This is a genomic window from Pseudomonas sp. ADPe (assembly GCF_014843515.1).
Lineage (GTDB): Bacteria > Pseudomonadota > Gammaproteobacteria > Pseudomonadales > Pseudomonadaceae > Pseudomonas > Pseudomonas citronellolis.
This window is the reverse complement of the sequence record NZ_CP062122.1, coordinates 1,311,035-1,334,036: the sequence shown is the minus strand read 5'-3', so window position 1 is coordinate 1,334,036 and position 23,002 is coordinate 1,311,035. Positions and strand designations below refer to the sequence as shown.

17 protein-coding genes and 2 tRNA genes are annotated in these 23,002 nt (G+C 68.5%); 8 read left to right on the top strand and 11 right to left on the bottom strand.

Annotation, left to right across the window (positions count from 1 at the left end; genetic code table 11):
* Window positions 1-88: 88 nt before the first annotated feature.
* Window positions 89-550, bottom strand: coding sequence for a DUF1456 family protein (locus IG194_RS06100; protein ID WP_058490895.1), 462 nt, complete (start codon window positions 548-550; stop codon window positions 89-91).
* A 53-nt stretch (window positions 551-603) separates the two neighbouring features.
* The gene (gene rimO / locus IG194_RS06095; RefSeq protein WP_058490893.1) at window positions 604-1,926 is read right to left on the bottom strand and encodes a 30S ribosomal protein S12 methylthiotransferase RimO; all 1,323 of its coding nucleotides are present in this window, start codon (window positions 1,924-1,926) and stop codon (window positions 604-606) included.
* 250 nt (window positions 1,927-2,176) lie between these two features.
* Between rimO and IG194_RS06090 the strand changes: the two genes are divergently transcribed.
* A complete protein-coding gene (locus IG194_RS06090) occupies window positions 2,177-4,081 on the top strand; it encodes a potassium transporter Kup (RefSeq protein ID WP_058490891.1) in 1,905 nt (634 codons plus the stop codon).
* Window positions 4,082-4,330: 249 nt separating this feature from the next.
* On the opposite strand, the gene IG194_RS06085 is transcribed toward IG194_RS06090, so the two are convergent.
* The 5 genes from IG194_RS06085 to IG194_RS06065 form a co-directional block, all read right to left on the bottom strand.
* On the bottom strand, window positions 4,331-4,894 hold the full coding sequence (locus IG194_RS06085) for a cytochrome b (protein ID WP_058073370.1): 564 nt from the start codon (window positions 4,892-4,894) through the stop codon (window positions 4,331-4,333).
* 119 nt (window positions 4,895-5,013) lie between these two features.
* Window positions 5,014-6,294: a virulence factor family protein gene (locus IG194_RS06080; protein WP_058490889.1), complete on the bottom strand. Its 1,281-nt coding sequence runs from the start codon at window positions 6,292-6,294 to the stop codon at window positions 5,014-5,016.
* Window position 6,295: 1 nt separating this feature from the next.
* On the bottom strand, window positions 6,296-8,929 hold the full coding sequence (gene mprF / locus IG194_RS06075) for a bifunctional lysylphosphatidylglycerol flippase/synthetase MprF (RefSeq protein WP_058490887.1): 2,634 nt from the start codon (window positions 8,927-8,929) through the stop codon (window positions 6,296-6,298).
* Between the two features lie 164 nt (window positions 8,930-9,093).
* Window positions 9,094-9,170, bottom strand: a tRNA-Met gene (locus tag IG194_RS06070).
* A 114-nt stretch (window positions 9,171-9,284) separates the two neighbouring features.
* Window positions 9,285-9,361, bottom strand: a tRNA-Met gene (locus tag IG194_RS06065).
* 147 nt (window positions 9,362-9,508) lie between these two features.
* On the opposite strand from IG194_RS06065, the gene dinB reads away from it, so the two are divergent.
* The 5 genes from dinB to gcvT all read left to right on the top strand — a co-directional run bounded on the left by dinB (window position 9,509) and on the right by gcvT (window position 16,947).
* Entirely contained in the window at window positions 9,509-10,636 is a 1,128-nt protein-coding gene (gene dinB, locus IG194_RS06060) for a DNA polymerase IV (RefSeq protein WP_225617181.1), read from the top strand.
* Window positions 10,637-10,695: 59 nt separating this feature from the next.
* A complete protein-coding gene (locus IG194_RS06055) occupies window positions 10,696-12,222 on the top strand; it encodes a sigma-54-dependent transcriptional regulator (protein ID WP_043271122.1) in 1,527 nt (508 codons plus the stop codon).
* Window positions 12,223-12,487: 265 nt separating this feature from the next.
* Window positions 12,488-12,865: a glycine cleavage system protein GcvH gene (gcvH, locus tag IG194_RS06050; RefSeq protein WP_043271120.1), complete on the top strand. Its 378-nt coding sequence runs from the start codon at window positions 12,488-12,490 to the stop codon at window positions 12,863-12,865.
* A 14-nt stretch (window positions 12,866-12,879) separates the two neighbouring features.
* Window positions 12,880-15,741, top strand: a complete 2,862-nt coding sequence (gene gcvP / locus IG194_RS06045) for an aminomethyl-transferring glycine dehydrogenase (protein ID WP_058490885.1) — start codon at window positions 12,880-12,882, stop codon at window positions 15,739-15,741.
* 93 nt (window positions 15,742-15,834) lie between these two features.
* Window positions 15,835-16,947, top strand: a complete 1,113-nt coding sequence (gene gcvT, locus IG194_RS06040; protein ID WP_058490883.1) for a glycine cleavage system aminomethyltransferase GcvT — start codon at window positions 15,835-15,837, stop codon at window positions 16,945-16,947.
* 287 nt (window positions 16,948-17,234) lie between these two features.
* Here the strand turns inward: gcvT and IG194_RS06035 are convergent, their stop codons facing one another.
* Genes IG194_RS06035 through IG194_RS06025 form a run of 3 tightly spaced genes read right to left on the bottom strand, consistent with a single transcriptional unit; the run spans window position 17,235 to window position 19,192 of the window.
* Complete coding sequence (locus IG194_RS06035) at window positions 17,235-17,636, bottom strand: ExbD/TolR family protein (protein ID WP_009616955.1); 402 nt, start codon at window positions 17,634-17,636, stop codon at window positions 17,235-17,237.
* A gap of 1 nt (window position 17,637) precedes the next feature.
* Window positions 17,638-18,357, bottom strand: coding sequence for a MotA/TolQ/ExbB proton channel family protein (locus tag IG194_RS06030; RefSeq protein WP_058490881.1), 720 nt, complete (start codon window positions 18,355-18,357; stop codon window positions 17,638-17,640).
* A gap of 31 nt (window positions 18,358-18,388) precedes the next feature.
* Window positions 18,389-19,192 carry an energy transducer TonB gene (locus tag IG194_RS06025; protein WP_058490879.1) on the bottom strand — a complete coding sequence of 268 codons (804 nt, stop codon included), beginning with the start codon at window positions 19,190-19,192 and terminating at the stop codon, window positions 18,389-18,391.
* A 445-nt stretch (window positions 19,193-19,637) separates the two neighbouring features.
* Here IG194_RS06025 and nadA point away from each other — a divergent pair, with 445 nt between their 5' ends.
* Complete coding sequence (gene nadA, locus IG194_RS06020; RefSeq protein ID WP_009616958.1) at window positions 19,638-20,696, top strand: quinolinate synthase NadA; 1,059 nt, start codon at window positions 19,638-19,640, stop codon at window positions 20,694-20,696.
* 391 nt (window positions 20,697-21,087) lie between these two features.
* Here nadA and IG194_RS06015 read toward each other — a convergent pair whose 3' ends face one another.
* A complete protein-coding gene (locus IG194_RS06015; protein WP_009620617.1) occupies window positions 21,088-22,524 on the bottom strand; it encodes a M48 family metalloprotease in 1,437 nt (478 codons plus the stop codon).
* 216 nt (window positions 22,525-22,740) lie between these two features.
* Here IG194_RS06015 and IG194_RS06010 point away from each other — a divergent pair, with 216 nt between their 5' ends.
* A complete protein-coding gene (locus IG194_RS06010) occupies window positions 22,741-22,992 on the top strand; it encodes a sulfurtransferase TusA family protein (protein WP_009620615.1) in 252 nt (83 codons plus the stop codon).
* Window positions 22,993-23,002 lie beyond the last annotated feature (10 nt).

The following is a 23,002-nucleotide window of genomic DNA, read 5'->3' as shown; positions in this document are numbered from 1 at the left end:
TTTCGCAAGCTCAACCCATCCTACGAAGAGCACCTCGGCGCAAGACAAGTGCGTGGGCAGCCAGACCCAGGGCATGGCCGCCCGCGGCTCAGCGCCTGTCGCGCCGGACCAGGCCCTTGAGGAAATTGCGCAGCAACTGGTCGCCACAGGGACGGTAGTTACTGTGGCCGGGGGCGCGGAACAGCGCGTTGAGTTCCCCCTTGGTCATCACCAGCCCGGCGTCGTCGAGGATCGCCAGCAGGTCGTGGTCGCGCAGTTCGAAGGCCACCCGCAACTTCTTCAACACCAGATTGTTGGTCAGCGGCAGTTCCAGCGGTGGCAGCGGCCGGCTGTCGTCGCGGCCGCGGCGGTGGATGATCAGGCCGTCGAGAAAGCGCGCCAGCACTTCGTCCGGGCACTCGCGGTAACCGGGTTCGTCCTCGCGGGCCAGCAGCGCGGCGACTTCGGCCTCGTCCAGCGTCAATCCGGCCAGGCCGGCGATGGCGGCGACCTCGCGGTCGGCGATGTCGAGGCTGTAGCGCAGGCTGCGCAGGATGTCGTTGTTGAGCATCGGTAGTGTCCCGGTTGAAAGAAAAAGCCCCGCAAGGCGGGGCTTTCGGCGACTCAGGCCAGCTCGGCCCAGAGATCGTACTCGTCGGCATCGGTGATGCGCACGCGCACCTTGTCGCCCGGCTTCACGTCGAAGGTATCGATGTAGACGGCCCCGTCGATCTCCGGGGCGTCGGCCCAGGAACGGCCCACCGCGCCTTCGGCGTCCACTTCGTCGATCAGCACGTCGATTTCCTTGCCCACCTTCAGTTGCAGGCGCGCGGCGGAAATCGCCTGCTGGTGCGCCATGAAGCGCTCCCAGCGCTCCTGCTTGACGTCATCGGGCACCGGCTCCAGGCCCAGGTCGTTGGCCGGGGCGCCTTCCACCGGGGAGTACTGGAAGCAGCCGACACGGTCGAGCTGGGCCTCGGTCAGCCAGTCGAGCAGGTACTGGAAGTCTTCCTCGGTCTCGCCGGGGAAGCCGACGATGAAGGTCGAGCGGATGGTCAGCTCGGGGCAGAGCTCGCGCCACTTCTTGATGCGCGCCAGGGTCTTGTCCTCGAAGGCCGGGCGCTTCATGGACCTGAGCACTTTCGGGCTGGCGTGCTGGAAGGGGATGTCCAGGTAGGGCAGCAGTTTGCCCTGGGCCATCAGCGGGATGACGTCGTCGACGTTGGGGTAGGGGTAGACGTAGTGCAGGCGCACCCACACGCCCATGCTCGACAGCGCTTCGCACAGCTCCAGCATGCGCGTCTTCACCGGCTGGCCGTCCCAGAAGTCCAGCTTGTACTTCAGGTCCACGCCGTAGGCGCTGGTGTCCTGGGAGATCACCAGCAGTTCCTTGACGCCGGCCTTGACCAGGCGCTGGGCCTCGCTGAGCACGTCGCCCACCGGGCGGCTGACCAGCTTGCCGCGCATCGACGGGATGATGCAGAAGCTGCAGCTGTGGTTGCAGCCCTCGGAAATCTTCAGGTAGGCGTAGTGGCGCGGGGTGAGCTTGATGCCCTGCGGCGGCACCAGGTCGATCAGCGGGTTGTGCTCGGCCTTGGGCGGCACCACCTCGTGCACGGCGCTGACCACCTGCTCGTACTGCTGCGGGCCGGTCACGGCCAGCACGCTGGGGTGCACGTCACGGATGCTGTCCTCGGCCACGCCCATGCAGCCGGTGACGATGACCTTGCCGTTCTCGGCGATGGCCTCGCCGATGGCGTCCAGAGATTCGGCCTTGGCGCTGTCGATGAAGCCGCAGGTGTTCACCACAACGACGTCGGCGTCCTCGTAGGTGGGCACGATCTCGTAGCCCTCCATGCGCAGCTGGGTGAGGATGCGTTCGGAGTCGACCGTTGCCTTGGGGCAACCGAGGCTGACGAAACCGACTTTGGGCGTTGCGGTGGACATGGGCGGCTAACCTCTAAGGGCGCGCTGGCGGCGCCTCTGATCAAAAAGTGCGCAATTCTAGCGGCCGCCCGCGCGCTTGACCAGCCTCCGTGAGACAAGCTGCCGCAGTGGCCGGCGAAAGCGCCGGCAGACACAGGGTAAGGCCGCCAAACACCTTCTATAGTCACTCAGATCAGGTTTTCGTGGCTCTTGCATCGCGTGGCCCGTCGGCGCAGGATGCGCCGAATTTTTCCTAGAGGAATTTTGTTACATGTCCAACGCCAGCGCTGGAACCGCGGAGCAGCAGGAAAACCATTCAAGCTCCGCCCTGGGCATGATGGTGGCCGCGGTGGGCGTCTGCTACGGCGACATCGGCACCAGCCCGCTGTACACGCTCAAGGAAGTCTTCGTCGGCGGCTACGGCGTGCAGGTGGGGCACGACGCCATCCTCGGCATCCTCTCGCTGATCTTCTGGTCGCTGGTCTGGGTGGTCTCGATCAAGTACGTGATCTTCGTCCTGCGCGCCGACAACCAGGGCGAGGGCGGGGTGATGGCGCTGACCGCGCTGGCGCGCCGCGCTGCCCACGGCTACCCGAAGCTCAGTTCGGTGCTGGTGGTGCTGGGCCTGTTCGGCGCCTCGCTGTTCTATGGCGACAGCATGATCACCCCGGCGATCTCGGTGCTCTCGGCGATCGAGGGCCTGGAGATCGCCTTCGACGGCCTGGAGCACTGGGTGGTGCCGCTGGCGCTGATCGTGCTGGTCGGCCTGTTCCTCATCCAGCGCCATGGCACGGCGCGCATCGGCATCCTGTTCGGCCCGGTGATGGTGATCTGGTTCGTGGTGCTGGGCGCGCTCGGCCTGTACGGCATCTACCAGCACCCGGTGGTGCTGAACGCGATGAACCCGTACTGGGCGGCGAACTTCTTCATCGTCCACCCGGGCATCGGCGTGGCCATCCTCGGCGCCACCGTGCTGGCGCTGACCGGCGCCGAGGCGTTGTACGCGGACATGGGCCACTTCGGCCGCAAGCCGATTTCCCGCGCCTGGTTCGCTCTGGTGCTGCCGGGCCTGGTGCTGAACTACTTCGGCCAGGGCGCGATGATCCTCTACAACCCGGAGGCCGCGCGCAACCCCTTCTACCTGCTGGCGCCGTCCTGGGCGCTGCTGCCGATGGTGGCGCTGTCCACCGTGGCCACGGTGATCGCCTCCCAGGCGGTGATTTCTGGGGCCTTCTCGCTGACCCGCCAGGCCATCCAGCTGGGCTTCGTGCCGCGCATGTTCGTGCAGCACACCTCCAGCCAGGAGCAGGGGCAGATCTACATCGCCGGGGTGAACTGGGCGCTGATGGTCGGCGTGGTGCTGCTGGTGCTGGGCTTCGAGTCCTCCGCGGCGCTGGCCTCGGCCTACGGCGTGGCGGTGACCGGGACCATGCTGGTGACCACCCTGCTGATGGGCGTGGTGCTCTGGTTGCACTGGAAGTGGCCGCTGTGGCTGGCCATTCCGTTCTTCTGCCTGATGCTGCTGGTGGACGTGCTGTTCTTCTCGGCCAACCTGCCGAAGGTGGTGCAGGGCGGCGCCTTCCCGGTGGTGGCCGGTATCGCCCTGTTCATCCTGATGACCACCTGGAAGCGCGGCCGCCAGCTGCTGGTGGAGCGCCTGGACGAGGGCTCGCTGCCGCTGCCGCTGTTCATCGCCAGCATCCGCTCGCAGCCGCCGCACCGCGTGCAGGGCACCGCCGTGTTCCTCACCGCGCGCTCCGACGCCGTGCCCCACGCGCTGTTGCACAACCTGCTGCACAACCAGGTGCTGCACGAGCAGGTGGTGCTGCTCACCGTGGTCAACGAAGACAGCCCGCGGGTTGCCACCGACCGTCGCTTCGAGGTGGATGCCTACGGTGAGGGCTTCTTCCGCGTGCTGCTGCACTTCGGCTTCATGGAGGACCCGGACATCCCGGCGGCGCTGAAGTACTGCCACCTCAACGAGCTGGACTTCAGCCCCATGCGCACCACCTACTTCCTCAGCCGCGAGACGGTCATCCCGTCCCGGCGCATCGGCATGGCGCGCTGGCGCGAGGGGCTGTTCGCCTTCCTGCTGAAGAACGCCAACGGCAACCTGCGCTACTTCAACCTGCCGTTGAACCGGGTGATCGAGCTGGGGACGCAGGTGGAGATCTGACCGGCTTTATCGGGAAGACAAAGCGCGCCTTCGGGCGCGCTTTTTCGTTTTGGGGCCTCGCCAATCGACCGTGCGTGGGATCGGCCGATCGCGGACGGAGTCCGCTCCTACGGTTCCAGGATGCACGGCTTTTCGTAGGATGGTGTTGAGCGAAGCGATACCCATCAGCGCAACCGCATGGGTTTCGCAGGCTCAACCCATCCTACGGGGCTCCGTCCGCGATTCGCGCGCAGGTGTGGGATGGCGCGGTTACTCCGGCCGCGCCTCGCCGGCGCCGGGGAGCATGCGCACCAGGGTGTTGTCGCGGCTGATGAAGTGATGGAACAGCGCGGCGACGGCGTGCAGGCCGATCAGGAAGTAGCCGATGTTGCCGACGGTCTCGTGCACGGCCTTGACCTGCTTGGCCAGGTCCGGGTTCTCCGCCACCAGAGGCGGCAGTTGCAGGCCCCAGAAGGGGATCGGCTTGCCGGCGGCGCTGAGGATGGTCCAGCCGGCCAGCGGCAGGCCGATCATCATCGCGTAGAGCGCCACGTGCACGGTCTTGGCCAGCAGCATCTGCCAGGCCGGCGGGGCGGGCACGATCGGTGGGGTGGGGTAGATGAAACGGCCGATCAGGCGCAGCCAGACCAGGCAGAACACGCTCAGGCCGAGCATGAAGTGCCACTGGCTTAGCAGGGCGCGGGTGTCGCTGCCCTTGGGGTAGTTGCCCTTGAGTTCGATACAGGCGTAGACGCCGGCGATCAGCACCAGCATCAGCCAGTGCAGGGCGATGGACAGGCTGCCGTAGCGGCGCGGGTAGGGGGGCTGGCTCATGGAAACTCCTTCTCTTCAGGCTGTCCCGCTCGTGGCGGCGGGTCGGGGCAGCTTGCGTCCGCAGCCTGAAGCTGGGCTGAAGACGCAGCCAATGCCTGAAGTGTAAGCCAGCCTTCGGCTCAGGACTCGTTCGGCGGCACCTGGCGCGCGCGGATGGCGTTCACCAGGCGCTTGGCCAGGGCCGGGTAGTTCTCGTCGAAGTGATGGCCGCCGGGCAGTTCGAGGTTCTCGCCGATGGCCTGGGGCTGGGTGCAGCCGCTCTCGTCCTTCTCGTCGATGCCGTACACGCAGAGCACCTTGGGCCCGGGCATGCGCGCCAGTTCCGGGCCGGTGGCGGCTTCCTGGCCGGCCTTGCCCAGCCAGCCCTGCACTTCGATCTCGAAGCTGCCGCTGCGCGCCAGGGCCAGCAGCAGCACGGCGCTGACCTGCTGCTTGTCGGCCTCGGGCAGGCGGTTGTAGATGGCCGGCAGCACGTCGGCGCCGAAGGAGTAGCCGGCCAGCACGAAGTGGGTGGCGCCCCATTTCTCGCGGTAGTGCTGCATCAGCAGGGCGAGGTCGGCGGCGCTCTGCTCGGGGCTCTTGTGCTCCCAGAAGTAGCGCAGCGCGTCGATGCCCACCACCGGGTAGCCCAGCTCGGCCATCTGCCCGGCGACGTCGCGGTCCAGGTCGCGCCAGCCGCCGTCGCCGGAATAGAACAGGGTGACGGTGGGCGAGGGCTTGGCGGCCGGCACCTCGACCACCGGGAAGTCGTCGCCGCTGCCCTGGATCAGGCGCTTGAGCTGGTCGTCGAGGACCACCGGCAGGCTGTCGTAGTAGTTGGCGATGACGGTCTCCGCGTTCTGCTGGCTGCGGGCGAAGCGCGCGGTCCCGTCGTCCGGGTTGTCGTTCCAGGCCGCGGTCCAGTGGCCGTGGGGGGCGCTCTGCGGCAGCTTAGGCGCGGCGCAGTCGGGCTTGTCGAGGGCGAAGCCGACCGACAGGGCCTTGGCCTTGTCGCTGTTCTGCCCGGCCAGCCAGCGCCAGGCCCAGGCGCCGCCCTGGTGCACGCCGGCGACCAGGGTGGGCTGGGCGTCGAGCAGGTTCAGCGCGGCCTGCACGCGGTGCTGCTGGGCCACGCAATCATTGTCCGGGAAGAGGAACTGCACCACCCGGGCGCCATTGTCGTGGGCCAGGGCCAGCAGCTGGGCGTCGTCCAGCTTGTTGTCCTGGGGCACCGCCAGCAGCACGGTGGCGGTCGGATGGCGGGCGGGAATGGCCAGGCTCACCGGGCTGCCGTCGGGCAGCTTGCCGTGCTCCAGGCGCGCCTGGGACAGCGGGTGGAACCACAGCGCCACGGCTACGGCGGCAGCGGCGACTATCAGCAGCAGGACGATGGCCAACAGGCGCCAGCGACGTTTCGACATATCAGCGTTTCACCAGTCCGGACAGGCCGCCCGCGATCAGGGCGGCGGTATCGGCCAGCGCCACCAGCGGATCCAGTCCGGCGGGCACGGCCAGGTAGCGGGGTTCCCAGTCGGGCTGGAACTTGTCCTTGAAGCGACGCAGCCCCTGGAAGTTGTAGAACTGTTCGCCGCGGTGGAACACCAGCGCGCCCAGGCGCTGGGCCAACGGCGCGCCGCGGCGCGGCTGCAGGCCCGAGAGCGGCACCATGCCGAGGCTGAAGCGGGCGTAGCCGTGCTCCTTGTAGTGCAGGATCAGGCCGAGCATGAGGAATTCCATGGTCATCTTCGGCGCGTCCGGCACCACGCGCATCAGGTCCAGGCTGGCCAGCCCGTGGCTGGCGGTTTCCAGCAGGTTGACGAAGGCCACCGCGCGGCCCTGGTGGCGCACCACGGCGACGCGGAAGTAGCGCAGGTACTCGGGGGTGAAGCGGCCCAGGGAGAAGCCCTTCTCGCGGGTGGCCTTGCCGCCCAGCCAGGCGTCGGAAATCGCCCGCAGCTCGTCCAGCGGCGCCTGCCCGGCCTCGTGGAACTCGATGGCCAGGCCGTCGCGCTGGCCGCGGTTCCAGGTGTAGCGCAGGTCCTTCATGTCCTTGCCCTTGGCTTCCAGGTCGAAGCGCTGCAGGTCCACGCGCGCTTCCTCGCCGAGCTTGAGGGCGGTCAGGCCGATGTCCATGTAGAACGGCAGGTTCTCCGCGCGCACCTGGTAGAACACCGGGCGCGCGTGGTGCAGGTCGCACAAGTCGCGGAACTGCCAGATCAGCTCGGCGCGGGCCTGGGTCGGGCCGATCGGGTCGTACAGCGCCACCAGGCTGCGGCCGCGGCGGGCGTACATGAGGAAGGCGTCCTGGCTCGGGTGGAACAGCAGGGCCTTGTCGCCGGACAGCGCCAGGCCGCCGTCGGGCTGCTCGGAGCGGGCGAGGATGGCGGCGGCGCGGTCCAGTTCCTCGGGCGTTGGCTCGTGGATCGCTGGCGGCGAGGTGCGCAGCAGCCAGGTCAGGCCCACCGCGGCCAGCAGCAGGCAGCTGCCCAGCAGGGCGCGCAGGCCGCGCGGGGCGTCGGCGTCGAGGGCGAACTGCCACCACAGCTCGTGGCTGTAGGGCACGTCCTGGTAGGCGAAGAGGAACAGCCAGATGGAGCTGGCCAGCACGCAGCCGGCGGCGGCCAGGTACAGCGGCGAGAAGGGCACTTCCATCAGCCGGCTGCGGCGGTAGAAGGAGCGGCGGAATATCGCCAGGAGCAGGGCGGTGACGCCGAGAATCGACGCTTCCTCCCAGTCCACGCCCTTGAGCAGCGACAGCACCGCGCCGCTGAGCAGCAGCACCAGGGTGATCGCCCAGGCCGCCGACAGGCGCCGGCGCAGGCCCTGGGCCAGCAGCAGGCAGAGCACGCCGATCAGGCTGGCGGCGAAGTGCGAGGCGTCCACCAGGCGGTGCGGGACCAGGAAGTCCAGCTCCTCCAGGCGGGTGTCGATGGACGGGGTGGCGCCGGAGAACAGCAGGACGATGCCGGAAATGAACACCAGCACCGCCAGCACCGGCGCGGCCAGGCCGGAGGCCACGCGCATGGCCTGGCGCGCCAGGAGCATGCGCCGCGCCTCGACCACCAGCAGCAGCAGGCAGGCCAGCAGCAGCGGCAGCACCACATAGATGAGGCGGTACATCAGCAGCGCGGCGGCCAGGGGCGCGGCGCCGATCTGCCCGGAGAAGGCCGCCAGCAGGATCGCCTCGAACACCCCGACGCCACCGGGCACGTGGCTGAGCACGCCGGCGGCCAGGGCGATCATGTAGACCAGCAGGAAGGCGCCGAACGGCGGCGCCTCGGGCAGCAGCAGGTAGAGCACGGTGGCGGCGGCGGCCACGTCCAGCGCGGTGATCAGCAGCTGCAGCAGCGACAGGCGCAGGCCCGGCAGGCGCACCGAGCGTCGGCCGATGCGGATCAGCTGGCTGTCCGGCGACGGCTGTTCCGCCTCGCGGCGCCGCTCCATGCCGATCACCAGCAGCACGCAGAAGGCCAGGATCGCTACTGCCAGGACCGCTACCAGCCACTGCGGCAGGCGTAGCGCCAGGGCCGCGTCGGGCAGGTCGCTGAGCGCCGCCATGGCCGCCAGCACCGGCAGCGCGCAACCCAGGGACAGGCTGGCGAACAGCGTCATGCGCGCCACTTCCATGGCGTTCAGCCCGGCGCGGGCGTACAGGCGGTAGCGCACCGAGCCGCCGGAGAGCATCGACAGGCCCACCGCGTTGCCGATGGCGAAGGCGCTGAAGCCGCCGGTGAGCAGCGTCGGCAGCGGCAGCTTCACCCCGGCGAAGCGGGTGGCCGACCATTCGTAGCCGAGCAGGCAGACGAAGCCGGCCACGGTGGCGGCCAGGGCGCCGAGCAGGGCGTTGCCGGGGATGTCCAGCAGGGCGTCGTGCAGGGAATAGGGGTCGATGTCGCGCAGCAGGTGGTAGCAGGCCACCAGCGCCAGGGCGAACAGCAGCAGGGTGACGCCGACGCCGATGGCCTGGCGGTGGGCGCCGAGCCGTTCGATCAGGCGCGGGCGGGAAGGAGCGCTGGCAGTTTCCGGAGTCTCAGGCGCGGTGGAGTCGACGCGCATCGGGCACCTCAATGGCTGTTGCGCGACAGGTGGGGGCACCCGCGCGAATTCCCAAGTCCATGGGAACAAATGACTGCAATTATGGGGGCCGCGGCCTGGATCAGGCTCGGTCTTTTTCCGCTGTAACGAAAAAAGCCACTCCGCAGAGTGGCTTTTTTCTATGTTGGTTGCGGGAGCTGGATTTGAACCAACGACCTTCGGGTTATGAGCCCGACGAGCTACCAGACTGCTCCATCCCGCGCCGGCCATTCTACTCGGGATGAACACCCTGTCAATCGATTTCTGCTTTCCGATCAATTATTTAAATTGAGCGCAAACGAAAAAGGCCACTCCGAAGAGTGGCCTTTTTCTATGTTGGTTGCGGGAGCTGGATTTGAACCAACGACCTTCGGGTTATGAGCCCGACGAGCTACCAGACTGCTCCATCCCGCGGCGGCCATTCTACTCAGGACGGCCACCCTGTCAACCGTTTTTTCAGAAAAACTGGTTTTTCTTCAGATGCTTAGCGAAGCGGGGCCGCAGCGGGCGGGCGGCGCAGGCGTTCGCGCCGTTTTGCATTACCATGGAAGCCTTCAGCTAATGCGCAGGAACGGACGGGGTATCTCCTCCGAGTTCCGGCGCTATCCCCTCCGAGCAGGTTCCGCGTTGAGTTCCCGGCAGCGAAAGATCATCCACATCGATTGCGACTGCTTCTACGCCGCCATCGAGATGCGCGACGACCCGAGCCTTGCGGGCAAGCCGCTGGCCGTGGGCGGCTCGCCGGACAAGCGCGGGGTGGTCGCCACCTGCAACTACGAGGCGCGCGTCTACGGCCTGCACTCGGCCATGGCCATGCGCACCGCGGTCAAGCTGTGCCCGGACCTGACCATCGTGCGCCCGCGCATGGACGTCTATAAAGGCGTGTCGCGGGAAATCCACGGGATTTTCCGCGACTACACCGACCTCATCGAGCCGCTGTCCCTGGACGAGGCCTACCTCGACGTCAGCGACTGCCAGCAGTTTTCCGGCAGCGCCACGCTGATCGCCCAGGACATCCGCCGGCGCGTCTGGTCGTCGCTGGGCATCACGGTGTCCGCCGGGGTGGCGCCGAACAAGTTCCTGGCCAAGATCGCCAGTGACTGGCGCAAGCCCAACGGCCTGTTCGTGGTCACCCCGGAGCAGGTCGAGGACTTCGTCGCCGAACTGCCGGTGAAGAAGCTCCACGGCGTGGGCAAGGTCACCGCCGAGAAGCTGGCGCGCCTGGGCGTGCAGGACTGCCGGCAACTGCGCGACTGGTCGCGCCTGGCGCTGGTGCGCGAGTTCGGCGGCTTCGGCGAGCGCCTGTGGAACCTCGCGCGCGGCATCGACGAGCGCCCGGTGCAGGTGGACAGCCGGCGCCAGTCGATCAGCGTGGAGAACACCTTCGACCGCGACCTGCCCGACGTCGACGCCTGCCTGGCCGAGCTGCCCGGCCTGCTCGACGAACTGCAGCGGCGCATGCAGCGCCTGGACGCCAGCTACCGGCCGGGCAAGCCCTTCGTCAAGCTGAAGTTCCACGACTTCACCCAGACCACCCTGGAGCAGGCCAACGCCAGCCGCGACCTGGACAGCTACCGGCTGCTGCTGGCCCAGGCCTTCCAGCGCGGCGAGCGGCCGGTGCGGCTGATTGGCGTGGGCGTGCGCCTGGTCGACCTGCGTGGCAGGGCCGAGCAACTCAGCCTGTTCTGAGCGTTGCCGGCGTTGGGTAAAAGTCCGATCATGCGCAGCGCGTAGCCAGGGCCCCGAGCATGCGAATCCACGTCACCTTCACCGACCGCGTCGGCATCACCCAGGAAGTCCTGGCGCTGCTGGGCGCGCGCAACCTGAACCTGGACGCGGTGGAGATGGTGCCGCCGAACGTCTATATAGATGCCCCCGAGCTGCGCCAGGAAGTGCTCCACGAACTGCACGGCGCGTTGCTGCGGGTGCGCGGCGTGCTCTCGGTGCAGATCGTCGACATGCTCCCCGGCCAGCGCCGCAGCCTGCACCTGGATGCGCTGCTGGCGGCCATGGGCGACCCGGTGCTGGCGGTGGACGCCCAGGCCCGGGTGCTCCTCGCCAATCCGCGGCTGATCGACCTGTGCGGCCGCCAGCCGGCCGGCGAGTCGCTGTCCACCCTGTTCGACGAGCCGGGCCTGGCCGAGCACCTGATGGAGAAGGGCTTCCGCCTGCCGATGCACGAGGTCAGCCTGGGTGGCCAGCCGCTGCTGCTGGACGCCACGCCGATCCGCGGCACCGGTGACGCGCTGGACGGCGGCTTGCTCACCCTCTACCCGCCGAGCCGCATCGGCGAACGTCTGTCGCTGCTGCACCACGACCATGCCGAGGGCCTGCAGGGCCTGATCGGTCGTTCCGCGCCGCTGATGCAACTCAAGGCGCGGGTGCGCAAGGTTGCCGGGCTGGACGCGCCGCTGCTGATCCAGGGCGAAACCGGCACCGGCAAGGAACTGGTGGCGCGCGCCTGCCATGCCCTGAGCGCACGCCGCGAGGAACCCTTCCTGGCGCTGAACTGCGCGGCGCTGCCGGAAAGCCTGGCCGAGAGCGAGCTGTTCGGCTACGCCTCCGGCGCCTTCACCGGCGCCCAGCGCGGCGGCAAGCCGGGCCTGCTGGAACTGGCCGACCGCGGCACGGTGTTCCTCGATGAAGTGGGCGAGATGTCGCCCTACCTGCAGGCCAAGCTGCTGCGCTTCCTCAGCGACGGCTGCTTCCGCCGCATCGGCGGCGAGCGCGAGGTGCGGGTGAACGTGCGGGTGCTCTGCGCCACCCACCGCAACCTGGCGAAGATGGTCGGCGAAGGCAGCTTCCGCGAAGACCTCTACTACCGCCTCAACGTGCTCAACCTGCAGGTGCCGCCGCTGCGCGAGCGCGGCCAGGACATCCTGCTGCTGGCCGAGCACTTCCTGCGCCTGGCCTGCACGCAGATCCAGCGCCCGCCGTGCCGGCTGGCGCCGGAAACCCATCCGCTGCTGCTGGGCAACCGCTGGGCCGGCAACGTGCGCCAGTTGCAGAACAAGATCTTCCGCGCCGCGGCCATCGGCGAGGGCGAGGTGATCGGCGTCGAGGACCTGGAAGTGGCCGGCACCGAACTGGACACCCGCCAGGCCGCCGACGAGGAGGTCACCAGCCTGGAGGAGGCCGTACAGCAGTTCGAGAAGTCGCTGCTGCAACGGCTCTACGCGGCCTACCCCTCGACGCGCCAGTTGGCCGCGCGGCTGCGCACCTCGCACACCGCCATCGGCCAGCGCCTGCGCAAGTACGGGATCGGCGAGCGCTGAGAGTGGAACGATTTCGCTCCGGTGGAGCGTTTTCGTTCCATTTGGCGGCGGCCGCGCCAGCCGGGGCCCTGATGCGCTAAAGGCCAGGAGACTGGTTGGTTTTTGTGGAATGATTTCGTTCCAAAGGCTGGATCGCACCTGGCGGTTATATTGATCAACTAATTGATTTGTAAGTGTTTTATTGGTTTTGGCATCGCCCTTGCTCTCGTGCCGGGAAAAATCGCGAGCCACCCGACGGCTCGATTCGAGACCAAGAGGACGACCCATGACCACCCTGCGCTTCACACCCGACCATGAATGGCTGCGCCTCGAAGCTTCCGGCGAAGTGACCGTCGGCGTCACCGACTATGCCCAGGAGGCCCTGGGCGACGTGGTCTACGTCCAGCTGCCGGAGCTCGGCCGCCATGAGCAGGGCGCCGAAGTGGCGGTGCTGGAGTCGGTGAAGGCCGCCAGCAACATCGTCATGCCGCTGGCCGGCGAGGTCACCGAGGTCAACCCCGCGCTGATCGACGGCCCGGAGCTGGTCAACCAGGCGCCGCTGGCCGACGGCTGGTTCTTCCGCATCCGCCTGGATGACGCCGCCGCCCTCGACACCCTGATGGACCAGGCCGGCTACGAAGCCTACCTGTCCGCCCGCGCCTGAACCGGGGAGCCCGCATGAGCAAGGTCCAACTGAGCACCAGCAACGAATTCATCGCCCGCCACATCGGCCCGCGCGAGGCCGACACCCAGGCCATGCTCGAACTGGTCGGCTACGCCAGCCTCGACGCCCTGACCGACAGCGTCATCCCCAACAGCATCAAGGGCACCAGCGTGCTCGACGGCAGCGCGGGGCAGGGCGAGGCCCAGGCCCTGGCCGACCTGCGCGCCATCGCCGCGCAGAACCAGCTGCTGCGCAACCACATCGGCCAGGGCTACTACCCCTGCCACACCCCGGCGCCGATCCTGCGCAACCTCCTGGAAAACCCGGCCTGGTACACCGCCTACACGCCCTACCAGCCGGAAATCTCCCAGGGCCGCCTGGAAGCGCTGCTGAACTTCCAGACGTTGATCGGCGACCTCACCGGCATGCAGATCGCCAACGCCTCGCTGCTGGACGAAGCCACCGCCGCCGCCGAGGCCATGACCTTCTGCAAGCGCCTGTCGAAGAACAAGGCCGCCCAGGCGTTCTTCGCCTCCATGCATTGCCACCCGCAGACCCTCGACGTGCTGCGCACCCGCGCCGAGCCGCTGGGCATCGAAGTGGTGGTCGGCGACGAAGCCGCGCTGCAGGACTTTTCCGCCTACTTCGGCGTGCTGCTGCAATACCCGGCCAGCACCGGCGCGGTCATCGACTACCGCGAGCTGATCGAGCGCGCCCACGCCGCCGGCACCCTGGTGGGCGTGGCCGCCGACCTGCTGGCGCTGACCCTGCTCACCCCGCCGGGCGAATTCGGCGCCGACGTGGTCCTCGGCAGCGCCCAGCGCTTCGGCGTGCCGCTGGGCTTCGGCGGCCCGCACGCGGCCTACTTCGCCACCCGCGACGCCTTCAAGCGCGACATGCCCGGCCGCCTGGTGGGCATCTCCATCGACCGCTTCGGCAACCCGGCGCTGCGCCTGGCCATGCAGACCCGCGAGCAGCACATCCGCCGCGAGAAGGCCACCAGCAACATCTGCACCGCCCAGGTGCTGCTGGCCAACATCGCCAGCATGTACGCCGTCTACCACGGCCCGCAGGGCCTGAGCGACATCGCCCGGCGCGTGCACCGGCTGACCGCCATCCTCGCCGCCGGCCTGGCGCAGCTGGGCCACAAGGTCGAGCAGGAATACTTCTTCGACACCCTGAGCGTCGCCACCGCGCGCCCGGCCGCCGAAGTCCATGCCGCCGCCCAGGCCGCCGGCATCAACCTGCGGGTGATCGACGACGGCCGCGTCGGCGTCTCCCTCGACGAGACCTGCGAGCAGGCCGCCGTCGAAGCCCTGTGGGCGGTGTTCGCCGCCGGCCAGACGCTGCCGGACTTCGCCGCCCTGGCCGCCAGTGTCGGCGACCAGTTGCCGCAAGCGTTGCTGCGCACCTCGGCCTTCCTGCGCCACGAGGTGTTCAACCGCTACCACTCGGAAACCGAGCTGATGCGCTACCTGCGCAGGCTGGCCGACAAGGACCTGGCGCTGGACCGCAGCATGATCCCGCTGGGCTCCTGCACCATGAAGCTGAACGCCGCCAGCGAGATGATCCCGATCACCTGGGCCGAGTTCGGCAACCTGCACCCCTTCGCCCCGGCCGAGCAGGCCGCCGGCTACCGGGCCATGACCGCGGAACTGGAGGCCATGCTCTGCGCCGCCACCGGCTACGACGCCGTGTCGCTGCAGCCCAACGCCGGTTCCCAGGGCGAGTACGCCGGCCTGCTGGCCATCCGCGCCTACCACGCCAGCCGTGGCGAAGGTCACCGCGACATCTGCCTGATCCCGTCCTCGGCCCACGGCACCAACCCGGCCACCGCCCAGATGGCCGGCCTGCGCGTGGTGGTCACCGCCTGCGACGCGCGCGGCAACGTCGACCTGGCCGACCTCAAGGCCAAGGCCGAGGAACACCGCGAGCGCCTGGCGGCGATCATGATCACCTACCCGTCGACCCACGGCGTGTTCGAGGAAGCGGTGCGCGACATCTGCGCCATCGTCCACGACAACGGCGGCCAGGTGTACATCGACGGCGCCAACATGAACGCCATGGTCGGCCTGTGCGCGCCGGGCAGGTTCGGCGGCGACGTCTCGCACCTGAACCTGCACAAGACCTTCTGCATCCCCCACGGCGGCGGCGGCCCGGGCGTCGGCCCGATCGGCGTGAAGGCGCACCTGGCGCCCTTCCTGCCCGGCCACGGCGAGCAGCTGGAGCGCAAGCAGGGCGCGGTGAGCGCGGCGCCCTTCGGCAGCGCCAGCATCCTGCCGATCACCTGGATGTACATCCGCATGATGGGCGGGCAGGGCCTCAAGCGCGCGTCCCAGGCGGCCATCCTCGGCGCCAACTACATCGCCCGCCGCCTGGAAGAGCACTACCCGGTGCTCTATACCGGTGAGAACGGCCTGGTGGCCCACGAGTGCATCCTCGACCTGCGCCCGCTCAAGGAAACCAGCGGGATCAACGTCGACGACGTGGCCAAGCGCCTGATCGACTTCGGCTTCCACGCCCCGACCATGTCCTTCCCGGTGGCCGGCACGCTGATGGTGGAGCCCACCGAGAGCGAGTCGAAAGAGGAGCTGGACCGCTTCTGCGACGCCATGATCCGCATCCGCGAGGAAATCCGCGCGGTGGAACGCGGCGAGCTGGACAAGGACGACAACCCGCTGAAGAACGCTCCGCACACCGCGGCGGAGCTGGTTGGCGAGTGGTCGCACCCCTACAGCCGCGAGCAGGCGGTGTACCCGCTGGCGAGCCTGGTGGACGGCAAGTACTGGCCGCCGGTGGGCCGCGTGGACAACGTCTACGGCGACCGCAACCTGGCCTGCTCCTGCCCGTCGATCGCCGACTACCAGGACGCGTGAACCCTTAAGTCCCTGTGCCCGCTCCTGCGGGCGCCGTGGCCGCGGTGGGCGCCGGATGCGCCGGCGCGGCCTTTTTTTCGCCAAGGAGACGCCATGAGCCTCGCCAAGACGCCGCTGTACGACCTGCACCTGGAACTGGGTGCGAAGATGGTTCCCTTCGCCGGCTACGAGATGCCGGTGCAATATCCGCTGGGCGTGCTCAAGGAGCACCTGCACACCCGCGCCCGGGCCGGCCTGTTCGACGTGTCGCACATGGGCCAGCTGCGCCTGCGCGGCGCCGACGCCGCTGCTGCGCTGGAAAGCCTGGTGCCGGTGGACATCCTCGACCTGCCGGTCGGCCAGCAGCGCTACGCGCTGTTCACCAACGCCGAGGGCGGCATCCTCGACGACCTGATGGTGGCCAACGCCGGCGACCACCTGTTCCTGGTGGTCAACGCCGCCTGCAAGGACCAGGACCTGGCGCACCTGCGCCAGCACATCGGCGCGCGCTGCGAGATCGAGTCGCTGTTCGACAGCCACGCCCTGCTGGCCCTGCAAGGCCCGGCCGCGGCCGAGGTGCTGGCGCGCTTCGCCCCAGCGGTGAAGGACCTGACCTTCATGCAGGTAGCGAGCGTCGAGCTGCTGGGCGCGCAATGCAACGTCAGCCGCTCCGGCTACACCGGCGAGGACGGCTACGAGATTTCCGTGCCCGCGGCCCACGCCGAAGCCCTGGCCCGCGCGCTGCTGGCCGAGGAAGAAGTGCAGCCGATCGGCCTCGGCGCGCGCGACTCGCTGCGCCTGGAAGCCGGCCTGTGCCTGTACGGCCATGACATGGACAGCGCCACCACCCCGGTGGAAGCGAGCCTGGGCTGGGCCATCTCCAAGGTGCGCCGCGCCGATGGCGAGCGTGCCGGCGGCTTCCCCGGCGCCGAGCGCATCTTCGCCCAGCAGCGCGAAGGCGTGGCCAGCAAGCGCGTCGGCCTGCTGCCGCAGGAGCGCGTGCCGGTGCGTGAAGGGGCGGAGATCGTCGACGCGGATGGCGCGGTGATCGGCAAGGTCAGCAGCGGCGGCTTCGGCCCGAGCCTGGGCGCGCCGGTGGCCATGGGCTACGTGGCCAGCGCCCATGCGACGCTGGACAGCGAAGTCTTCGCCATGGTGCGCGGCAAGCGCGTGCCGATGAAGGTGGCGCGCACGCCGTTCGTGCCGCAGCGGTATTACCGCGGCTGAAGAGCATCGCGGACGGAGTCCGCTCCTACGAAAAGCGGGGTAGGGCGTATGACCGTTCGCGGTTATACGCCGTAGTTCCGAGCGCCATGGTCATGCGGGTGCGAAATGAAGCGTCCGAACGGCGGATAACGCCGCAGGCGTTATGCGCCCTACGGTCGATGTGTCCGACCTCAAGGCTCTTTCGCGAAGATAAAAAAAGGCCGCTTTCCCCTGCCTGAGTTGAAGAAAGCGACCTGGAAGAACGGATGTTTCGATGGGGTATTACACGAAGAACCGCGCGGAACCTCTCAGCGTGCCGTGATCACCGACAGCTTGGTGATCCCGGCCTTTTCGATCGAGGCCATGGCCTTGGCCACCTGGCCGTAGTTCACACCCTCGTCGGCCTGCAGCTGCACGCGCAGTTCAGGTTCCTTGGCCTTGGCCGCCTCCAGGCTGCCCTGCAGCAGCTCGGGCTGGATTTCGTCCTTGTTGATGAACCACTTGCCGGCGCCGTCGATGCTCACCACCAGCGGATCCTTCTGTTCCGGCGGGGCCACCGATTCGGTCTTGGGCAGGTTGATCGGGATGGCGTTGGTCAGCAGCGGCGCGGTGACGATGAACACCACCAGCAGCACCAGCATCACGTCCACCAGCGGGGTGACGTTGATCTCGGAAAGAACCTCATCGCTGTCCTGGGTCGAGAAGGCCATGTCAGCTCGCCTCCTTCACGCTTTTGCCGCCGGCCACCGGCTTGCGGGCCGTGGCGGGGTGCACGATGACGCGGAAGGCGCTCTTCTGGGCGAGGCTGTAGAAGTCGTGGGCGAAGTCGTCGAGGTCGGCCGCGGTGAGCTTCAGGCGGCGCAGGAAGTAGTTGTAGACCAGCACCGCGGGCACGGCGACGGCGATGCCCACGCCGGTGGCGATCAGTGCCGAGCCGATCGGGCCGGCCACGGTTTCCAGGCTCGCCGAGCCCGCGGCGCTGATGCCCTTGAGCGCTTCCATGATGCCCCACACGGTGCCGAACAGGCCGATAAAGGGCGAGGTGGAGCCGATCGAGGCGAGCACCGCCAGGCCCGATTCCAGGGAGCGGCGCTCGCGCTGGATCTGCTGGCGCAGGGCGCGCTCCAGGCGGTCCTGGTGGTTGATCGACTGGGCCAGGTCATGCTGGTTGCCGTCCGGCACCTGGATGGCGGCGAAACCGGCCTGGGCCACGCGGGCGCCGGCGCCGGGCTGGCCGGCGGACTGCTCGCCGGCCGATTCGAGGCTGGTGGCACCCCAGAACTGCTTCTGGAAGCGGCGGTCCTGGGATTTCTGCCGGCCGAACTGGATGCCCTTGACCAGGGCCAGGCTCCAGGTGAGGACGGAGAAGCCGGCCAGCAGCCAGATCACCGCGCCTTCGACGGATTCCACGGGGTTGAGGGGCAGACTCATGGGGTTCTCTCCTGTGCGAACGGATCGCAGATCAATTCAGTTTGAAGTCGATGGGCACGCTGACCCAGCCGTCCTGGGCCACGTCGCCGCGTTTGGCGGGTACGAACTTCCAGCGTTGCACGGCCTTGATCGCCGCCTGGTCGAGGGCCTCGCGGCCGCTGGAGGTCTGCACCTGGATTTCGCTCGGGCCGCCGCTGGCCAGCACGTGGACGCGCAGCAGCACCGTGCCTTCCCAGCCGCGGCGCTGCGCCAGGGCCGGGTATTCCGGCGCCGGGTTGTGCAGGTAGCCGGCGTGGGCCGAGGGTGGCGTGACCGGGGCCGGCGCCGGTGGAGCCGGGGGCGCGGGCGGCGCCGGCGGGGTTTCCGCTTTGGGCGGCGCGGGCGGCTGTTCCACCGGCTTGGGTTTGGGCTTGGCCACCGGTTTCGGCTTGGGCTTGGGGATCGGCTTGGACGGCGGCGGTTTCACCGCGTTCTCGTCCACCACGGGCGGCGGCGGTTCCTCCACCACCGGCGGCGTCTGCTCGGGTGGCGGCGGTTCCACCACCGGCGGGGTGGGGGCGCTGAATTCGATGGTCATGGGCGGTACCTGCGGCGGCACCTCGGGCAGCCTGGGCGTGGGCTGCTGGCTCAGCCAGTAGGCCACGGAGCCATGCAGGGTCAGGACCAGCAGGCCGAGCAGCAGCGCTTCGCGGCGGCCCAGCACACTGTGTTTCGCCGGCACGTGGCGCACCAGCTGCAGGGGCGGGCGCAGCGGCCGGCCCAGCTCGACCATATCGCCACCGGGCGCGTGGCGCAGGAGCGGGTCCTGCGCGACGGCGGGCTGGGGGTTGGCCATGGACGATCTCCTCGGGTTTCTAGCGAAAGCGCGGCACCGTGGAGGTGCCGGGTACGGGCTGGATGATTGAGGGAGCGCCTTAGCTATTAAAGTAATTGTTTGCCTTATTTAAATTTCCTTAAGGAATAAGTGATTCGTGCGGATCGCTGCAGGCGGCGTGGCACTAGGGTTTGGCCGATCCGCTGGAAGCCTTCATGCCTTTGCGGCATGAAAAATATGCCCGCAGGGCTGGGCGCCGGAGCCCGTTCCAGAGCCTTCGCGACAGGGCGTCGCCAGGTGCCCCGAAACCATCGCCGTTGCCGAGTCCCACACCCAGGCCCGCGCCAGCCCGCGGCCGCCTGGCGCTTGCCTCCCGGCGGCTTTCCCCGCAAGATCGCGCGCTCGCTTTCGCGGCGATGTAAAATCGCCCCCACAGCTGGTCGTACCCCGCAGGTGCAGTGAAGACATGACGCAGATATCCGAACGCCTCCTGGTCCAGGCCCACCTCGCCGCCAAGCAGCCCCGTGTGCTGAGCGCGCAGGAAGAGGCCGAGTACCGCGCGGCCATCGCCGCCGAGCTGAAGGCGCAGAACGCCGTGCTGGTGGCGCACTACTATTGCGACCCGGTGATCCAGGCCCTGGCCGAGGAGACCGGCGGTTGCGTCTCCGACTCCCTGGAGATGGCCCGCTTCGGCAACCAGCACCCGGCGCAGACCGTGGTGGTGGCCGGGGTGCGCTTCATGGGCGAGACGGCGAAGATCCTCAACCCCGAGAAGCGCGTGCTGATGCCGACCCTCGAGGCCACCTGCTCGCTGGACCTGGGCTGCCCGGTGGAGGAGTTCTCGGCCTTCTGCGACCAGCACCCGGAACGCACCGTGGTGGTGTACGCGAACACCTCGGCGGCAGTGAAGGCGCGCGCCGACTGGGTGGTGACCTCCAGCTGCGCGGTGGAGATCGTCGAGCACCTGATGGACAACGGCGAGCCGATCCTCTGGGCCCCCGACCAGCACCTGGGCCGCTACATCCAGCGCGAGACCGGCGCCGACATGCTGCTCTGGGACGGCGCCTGCATCGTCCACGAGGAGTTCAAGGCCAAGCAGCTGGAAGACCTCAAGGCGCTGTACCCGGACGCGGCCATCCTGGTCCACCCGGAATCGCCCGAGGCGGTGGTAGAGCTGGCCGACGCGGTGGGTTCCACCAGCCAGTTGATTAAGGCCGCGCAGACCCTGCCGAACAAGCGCTTCATCGTCGCCACCGACCGCGGCATCTTCTACAAGATGCAGCAGCTGTGCCCGGACAAGGAATTCATCGAGGCCCCCACCGCCGGCAACGGCGCGGCCTGCCGCAGCTGCGCGCACTGCCCGTGGATGGCCATGAACACCCTGGAACGCACCCTGGCCTGCCTGAAGGAAGGCAGCGGCGAGATCTTCGTCGACCCGGCGCTGATCCCGCGGGCCATCCGCCCGCTCAAGCGCATGCTGGAGTTCACCCAGGCGGCGAGGCTGAAGGTGGCGGGCAACGCCTGAGCCTTCCAGCGGAGATGAAAAAGCCCGGCGATGCCGGGCTTTTCTTTTACTGGAGCGGGCCCTGCCCGCGATTCGCGCGCAGGGCGCGCTCCTACAGGGGAATGGCGCGGGTGGGGCGGCGTAGGAGCGGATCTCATCCGCGAATCGCGCCGGGACGTCCGGTTATCGCGGACAAGGTCCGCTCCTACGGGGGACGCCATGCCTCATGGTGAGTTGTAGGAGCGGGCCCTGCCCGCGATTCGCGCGCAGGGCGCGCTCCTACAGGGGAATGGCGCGGGTGGGGCGGCGTAGGAGCGGATCTTATCCGCGAATCGCGCCGGAACGTCCGGCTATCGCGGACAAGGTCCGCTCCTACGAAGAGCCCGCAATCGCTTCTACGACCGCGATCCGGTTAACCGCGCATCATCTCCTTGAGGATCTTCTCCTGCTCGCGGAACGCCTGTTGGCGCGCGTCCAGCTTGGCCGCCAGGGTGAAGTTGCCGCCGGCGCGGCGCTTGGCGAAGTCCAACTGCTCGATGGCCGAGGGGTAGTCGCCGGTCAGCGCCAGGTACTCGGCGCGGGCCTGGTGCACGCCGATGGCGTTGCCGTCGATGGTGCGGGCGTCGGCCAGGCGGCTCCAGACGTCCGGGTCCAGCGGGCGGTCCTGGGTCAGCTTGATCAGGATCTTCTCGGCGTCGGCGGCCTTGTTCTGCTTGAGCAGGATGTCGGCCTGGGCCTGGACCAGCGGGTAGTTGCCGGGGTACTGGCCGAGCAGGCGCTGTACCCGGGCGAGAGCGTCGCCGAGCTTGTTCGAGGTGATGTCCAGGTCGACCTGGGCCAGGTTGTAGGCCACGTCGTTGGGCGCCTTGGCCAGCAGCGGCTGGAGGGTGGCGCGGGCGTCGTTGAGCTGGCCGACGCGGATCTGCGACAGCGCCAGGCCGTAGCGCGCGGCGTCGAGCTTGGGATTGTCGTCGAGCATGGCGCGGAAGCGCTTGCCGGCGATGCCCGGGGTTTCCTCGAAGAGCAGCTGTACGCGGGCGCGCATCTGCTGGTAGCGCAGCGAGTCTTCCTTGCCGCCCTGCGGGTACTGCTCGGCGCGGTTGCGGGTGTCGGCGATACGCGAGTCGGTCACCGGGTGGGTGAGCAGGAACTCCGGCGGCCTGGCGTCGTAGCGGTACTGCCGCGCCAGGCGCTCGAACATGGTCGGCATGGAGCGCGGGTCGTAGCCGGCGCGGACCATGTTGGTCACCCCGACGCGGTCGGCCTCCTGCTCGTTCTGCCGGGAGAAGCGCAGCTGGTTCTGGATCGCCGCCGCCTGGGTCGAGGCGATGGCGGCGATGCCGGCATCCCCGGCGCCCGCCGCCGCGGCCACGATGCCGGCGAGCATCGCCGCCATCACCGGCAGCTGCATCTGCTTCTGCGCTTCCAGGCCGCGGGCGAAGTGGCGCTGGATCAGGTGGCCGAGTTCGTGGGCCAGCACCGCGGCGTACTCGCCTTCGGTCTGGGCGTAGAGGAACAGGCCGCCGTTGACGCCGATGACGCCGCCGGGGGCGGCGAAGGCGTTGATCTGCGGGTCCTTGATCAGGATGAAGGCCAGGCGATGGTCCTGCAGGTCGCTGGTTTCCGCCAGGCGGTAGACGCTGCTTTCGACGAAGTCCTTGAGCTGGGTGTCGTTGATCGAGTCGACCTGGTTGCGCAGCATGCTCAGCCAGGCGCGGCCGAGCTGGAACTCCTGTTCCGGCGAGACGATGGACGAGCTGGCGTCGCCCAGGGCGGGCAGGTCGTCGGCCAGGGTGGGCATGGCCAACAGGCAGGCAAGCGACAGCAGGGCGGGGCGCAGTACTTTCATGTACAGGGAGCTCGTTCCGGGAAAGGCTCTACTTTAGCCGCAGGTCGTCGCCCATGCCTAGGTCGGGGCGGCGCCCGGCGGCCGTCTGTGCGAAGGCCGTCCAACCCTTGTAGGCCGCGCGCCTGAAGGATCGCTTAAGGCCGCGTGCGCGCCGGCCCCTGGCGGCTTTTCCAACGGATTCGGTATTCTTGGGCGCCCATCTCGGAGTGCTTCGCCATGCCACCTGTCTCGTCCGCCGAAATTCCTTGTGACGCGGAACTGGACGCCAGCGGTCTCAATTGCCCCTTGCCCCTGCTCAAGGCCAAGCTGGAGCTCAACCGCCTGGCCAGTGGCCAGGTGCTCAAGGTGACGGCCACCGATGCCGGCTCGCAGCGCGATTTCCGCGCCTTCGCCCAGCTGGCCGGGCACCAGTTGCTGCATGAAGAGGTCGAAGACGGCCTGTACCGCTACTGGTTGCGCAAGAAGTAACCCGCCCCCG

Coding starts and splice junctions, on each gene's coding strand:
- dinB (WP_225617181.1), top strand. CDS start 9,509: ATGCGCAGGAACGGACGGGGTATCTCCTCCGAGTTCCGGCGCTATCCC.
- IG194_RS06100 (WP_058490895.1), bottom strand. CDS start 550: ATGCTCAACAACGACATCCTGCGCAGCCTGCGCTACAGCCTCGACATC.
- rimO (WP_058490893.1), bottom strand. CDS start 1,926: ATGTCCACCGCAACGCCCAAAGTCGGTTTCGTCAGCCTCGGTTGCCCC.
- IG194_RS06080 (WP_058490889.1), bottom strand. CDS start 6,294: ATGTCGAAACGTCGCTGGCGCCTGTTGGCCATCGTCCTGCTGCTGATA.
- IG194_RS06090 (WP_058490891.1), top strand. CDS start 2,177: ATGTCCAACGCCAGCGCTGGAACCGCGGAGCAGCAGGAAAACCATTCA.
- IG194_RS06010 (WP_009620615.1), top strand. CDS start 22,741: ATGCCACCTGTCTCGTCCGCCGAAATTCCTTGTGACGCGGAACTGGAC.
- IG194_RS06025 (WP_058490879.1), bottom strand. CDS start 19,192: ATGGCCAACCCCCAGCCCGCCGTCGCGCAGGACCCGCTCCTGCGCCAC.
- nadA (WP_009616958.1), top strand. CDS start 19,638: ATGACGCAGATATCCGAACGCCTCCTGGTCCAGGCCCACCTCGCCGCC.
- gcvH (WP_043271120.1), top strand. CDS start 12,488: ATGACCACCCTGCGCTTCACACCCGACCATGAATGGCTGCGCCTCGAA.
- IG194_RS06030 (WP_058490881.1), bottom strand. CDS start 18,357: ATGAGTCTGCCCCTCAACCCCGTGGAATCCGTCGAAGGCGCGGTGATC.
- IG194_RS06055 (WP_043271122.1), top strand. CDS start 10,696: ATGCGAATCCACGTCACCTTCACCGACCGCGTCGGCATCACCCAGGAA.
- IG194_RS06015 (WP_009620617.1), bottom strand. CDS start 22,524: ATGAAAGTACTGCGCCCCGCCCTGCTGTCGCTTGCCTGCCTGTTGGCC.
- gcvT (WP_058490883.1), top strand. CDS start 15,835: ATGAGCCTCGCCAAGACGCCGCTGTACGACCTGCACCTGGAACTGGGT.
- IG194_RS06035 (WP_009616955.1), bottom strand. CDS start 17,636: ATGGCCTTCTCGACCCAGGACAGCGATGAGGTTCTTTCCGAGATCAAC.
- gcvP (WP_058490885.1), top strand. CDS start 12,880: ATGAGCAAGGTCCAACTGAGCACCAGCAACGAATTCATCGCCCGCCAC.
- mprF (WP_058490887.1), bottom strand. CDS start 8,929: ATGCGCGTCGACTCCACCGCGCCTGAGACTCCGGAAACTGCCAGCGCT.
- IG194_RS06085 (WP_058073370.1), bottom strand. CDS start 4,894: ATGAGCCAGCCCCCCTACCCGCGCCGCTACGGCAGCCTGTCCATCGCC.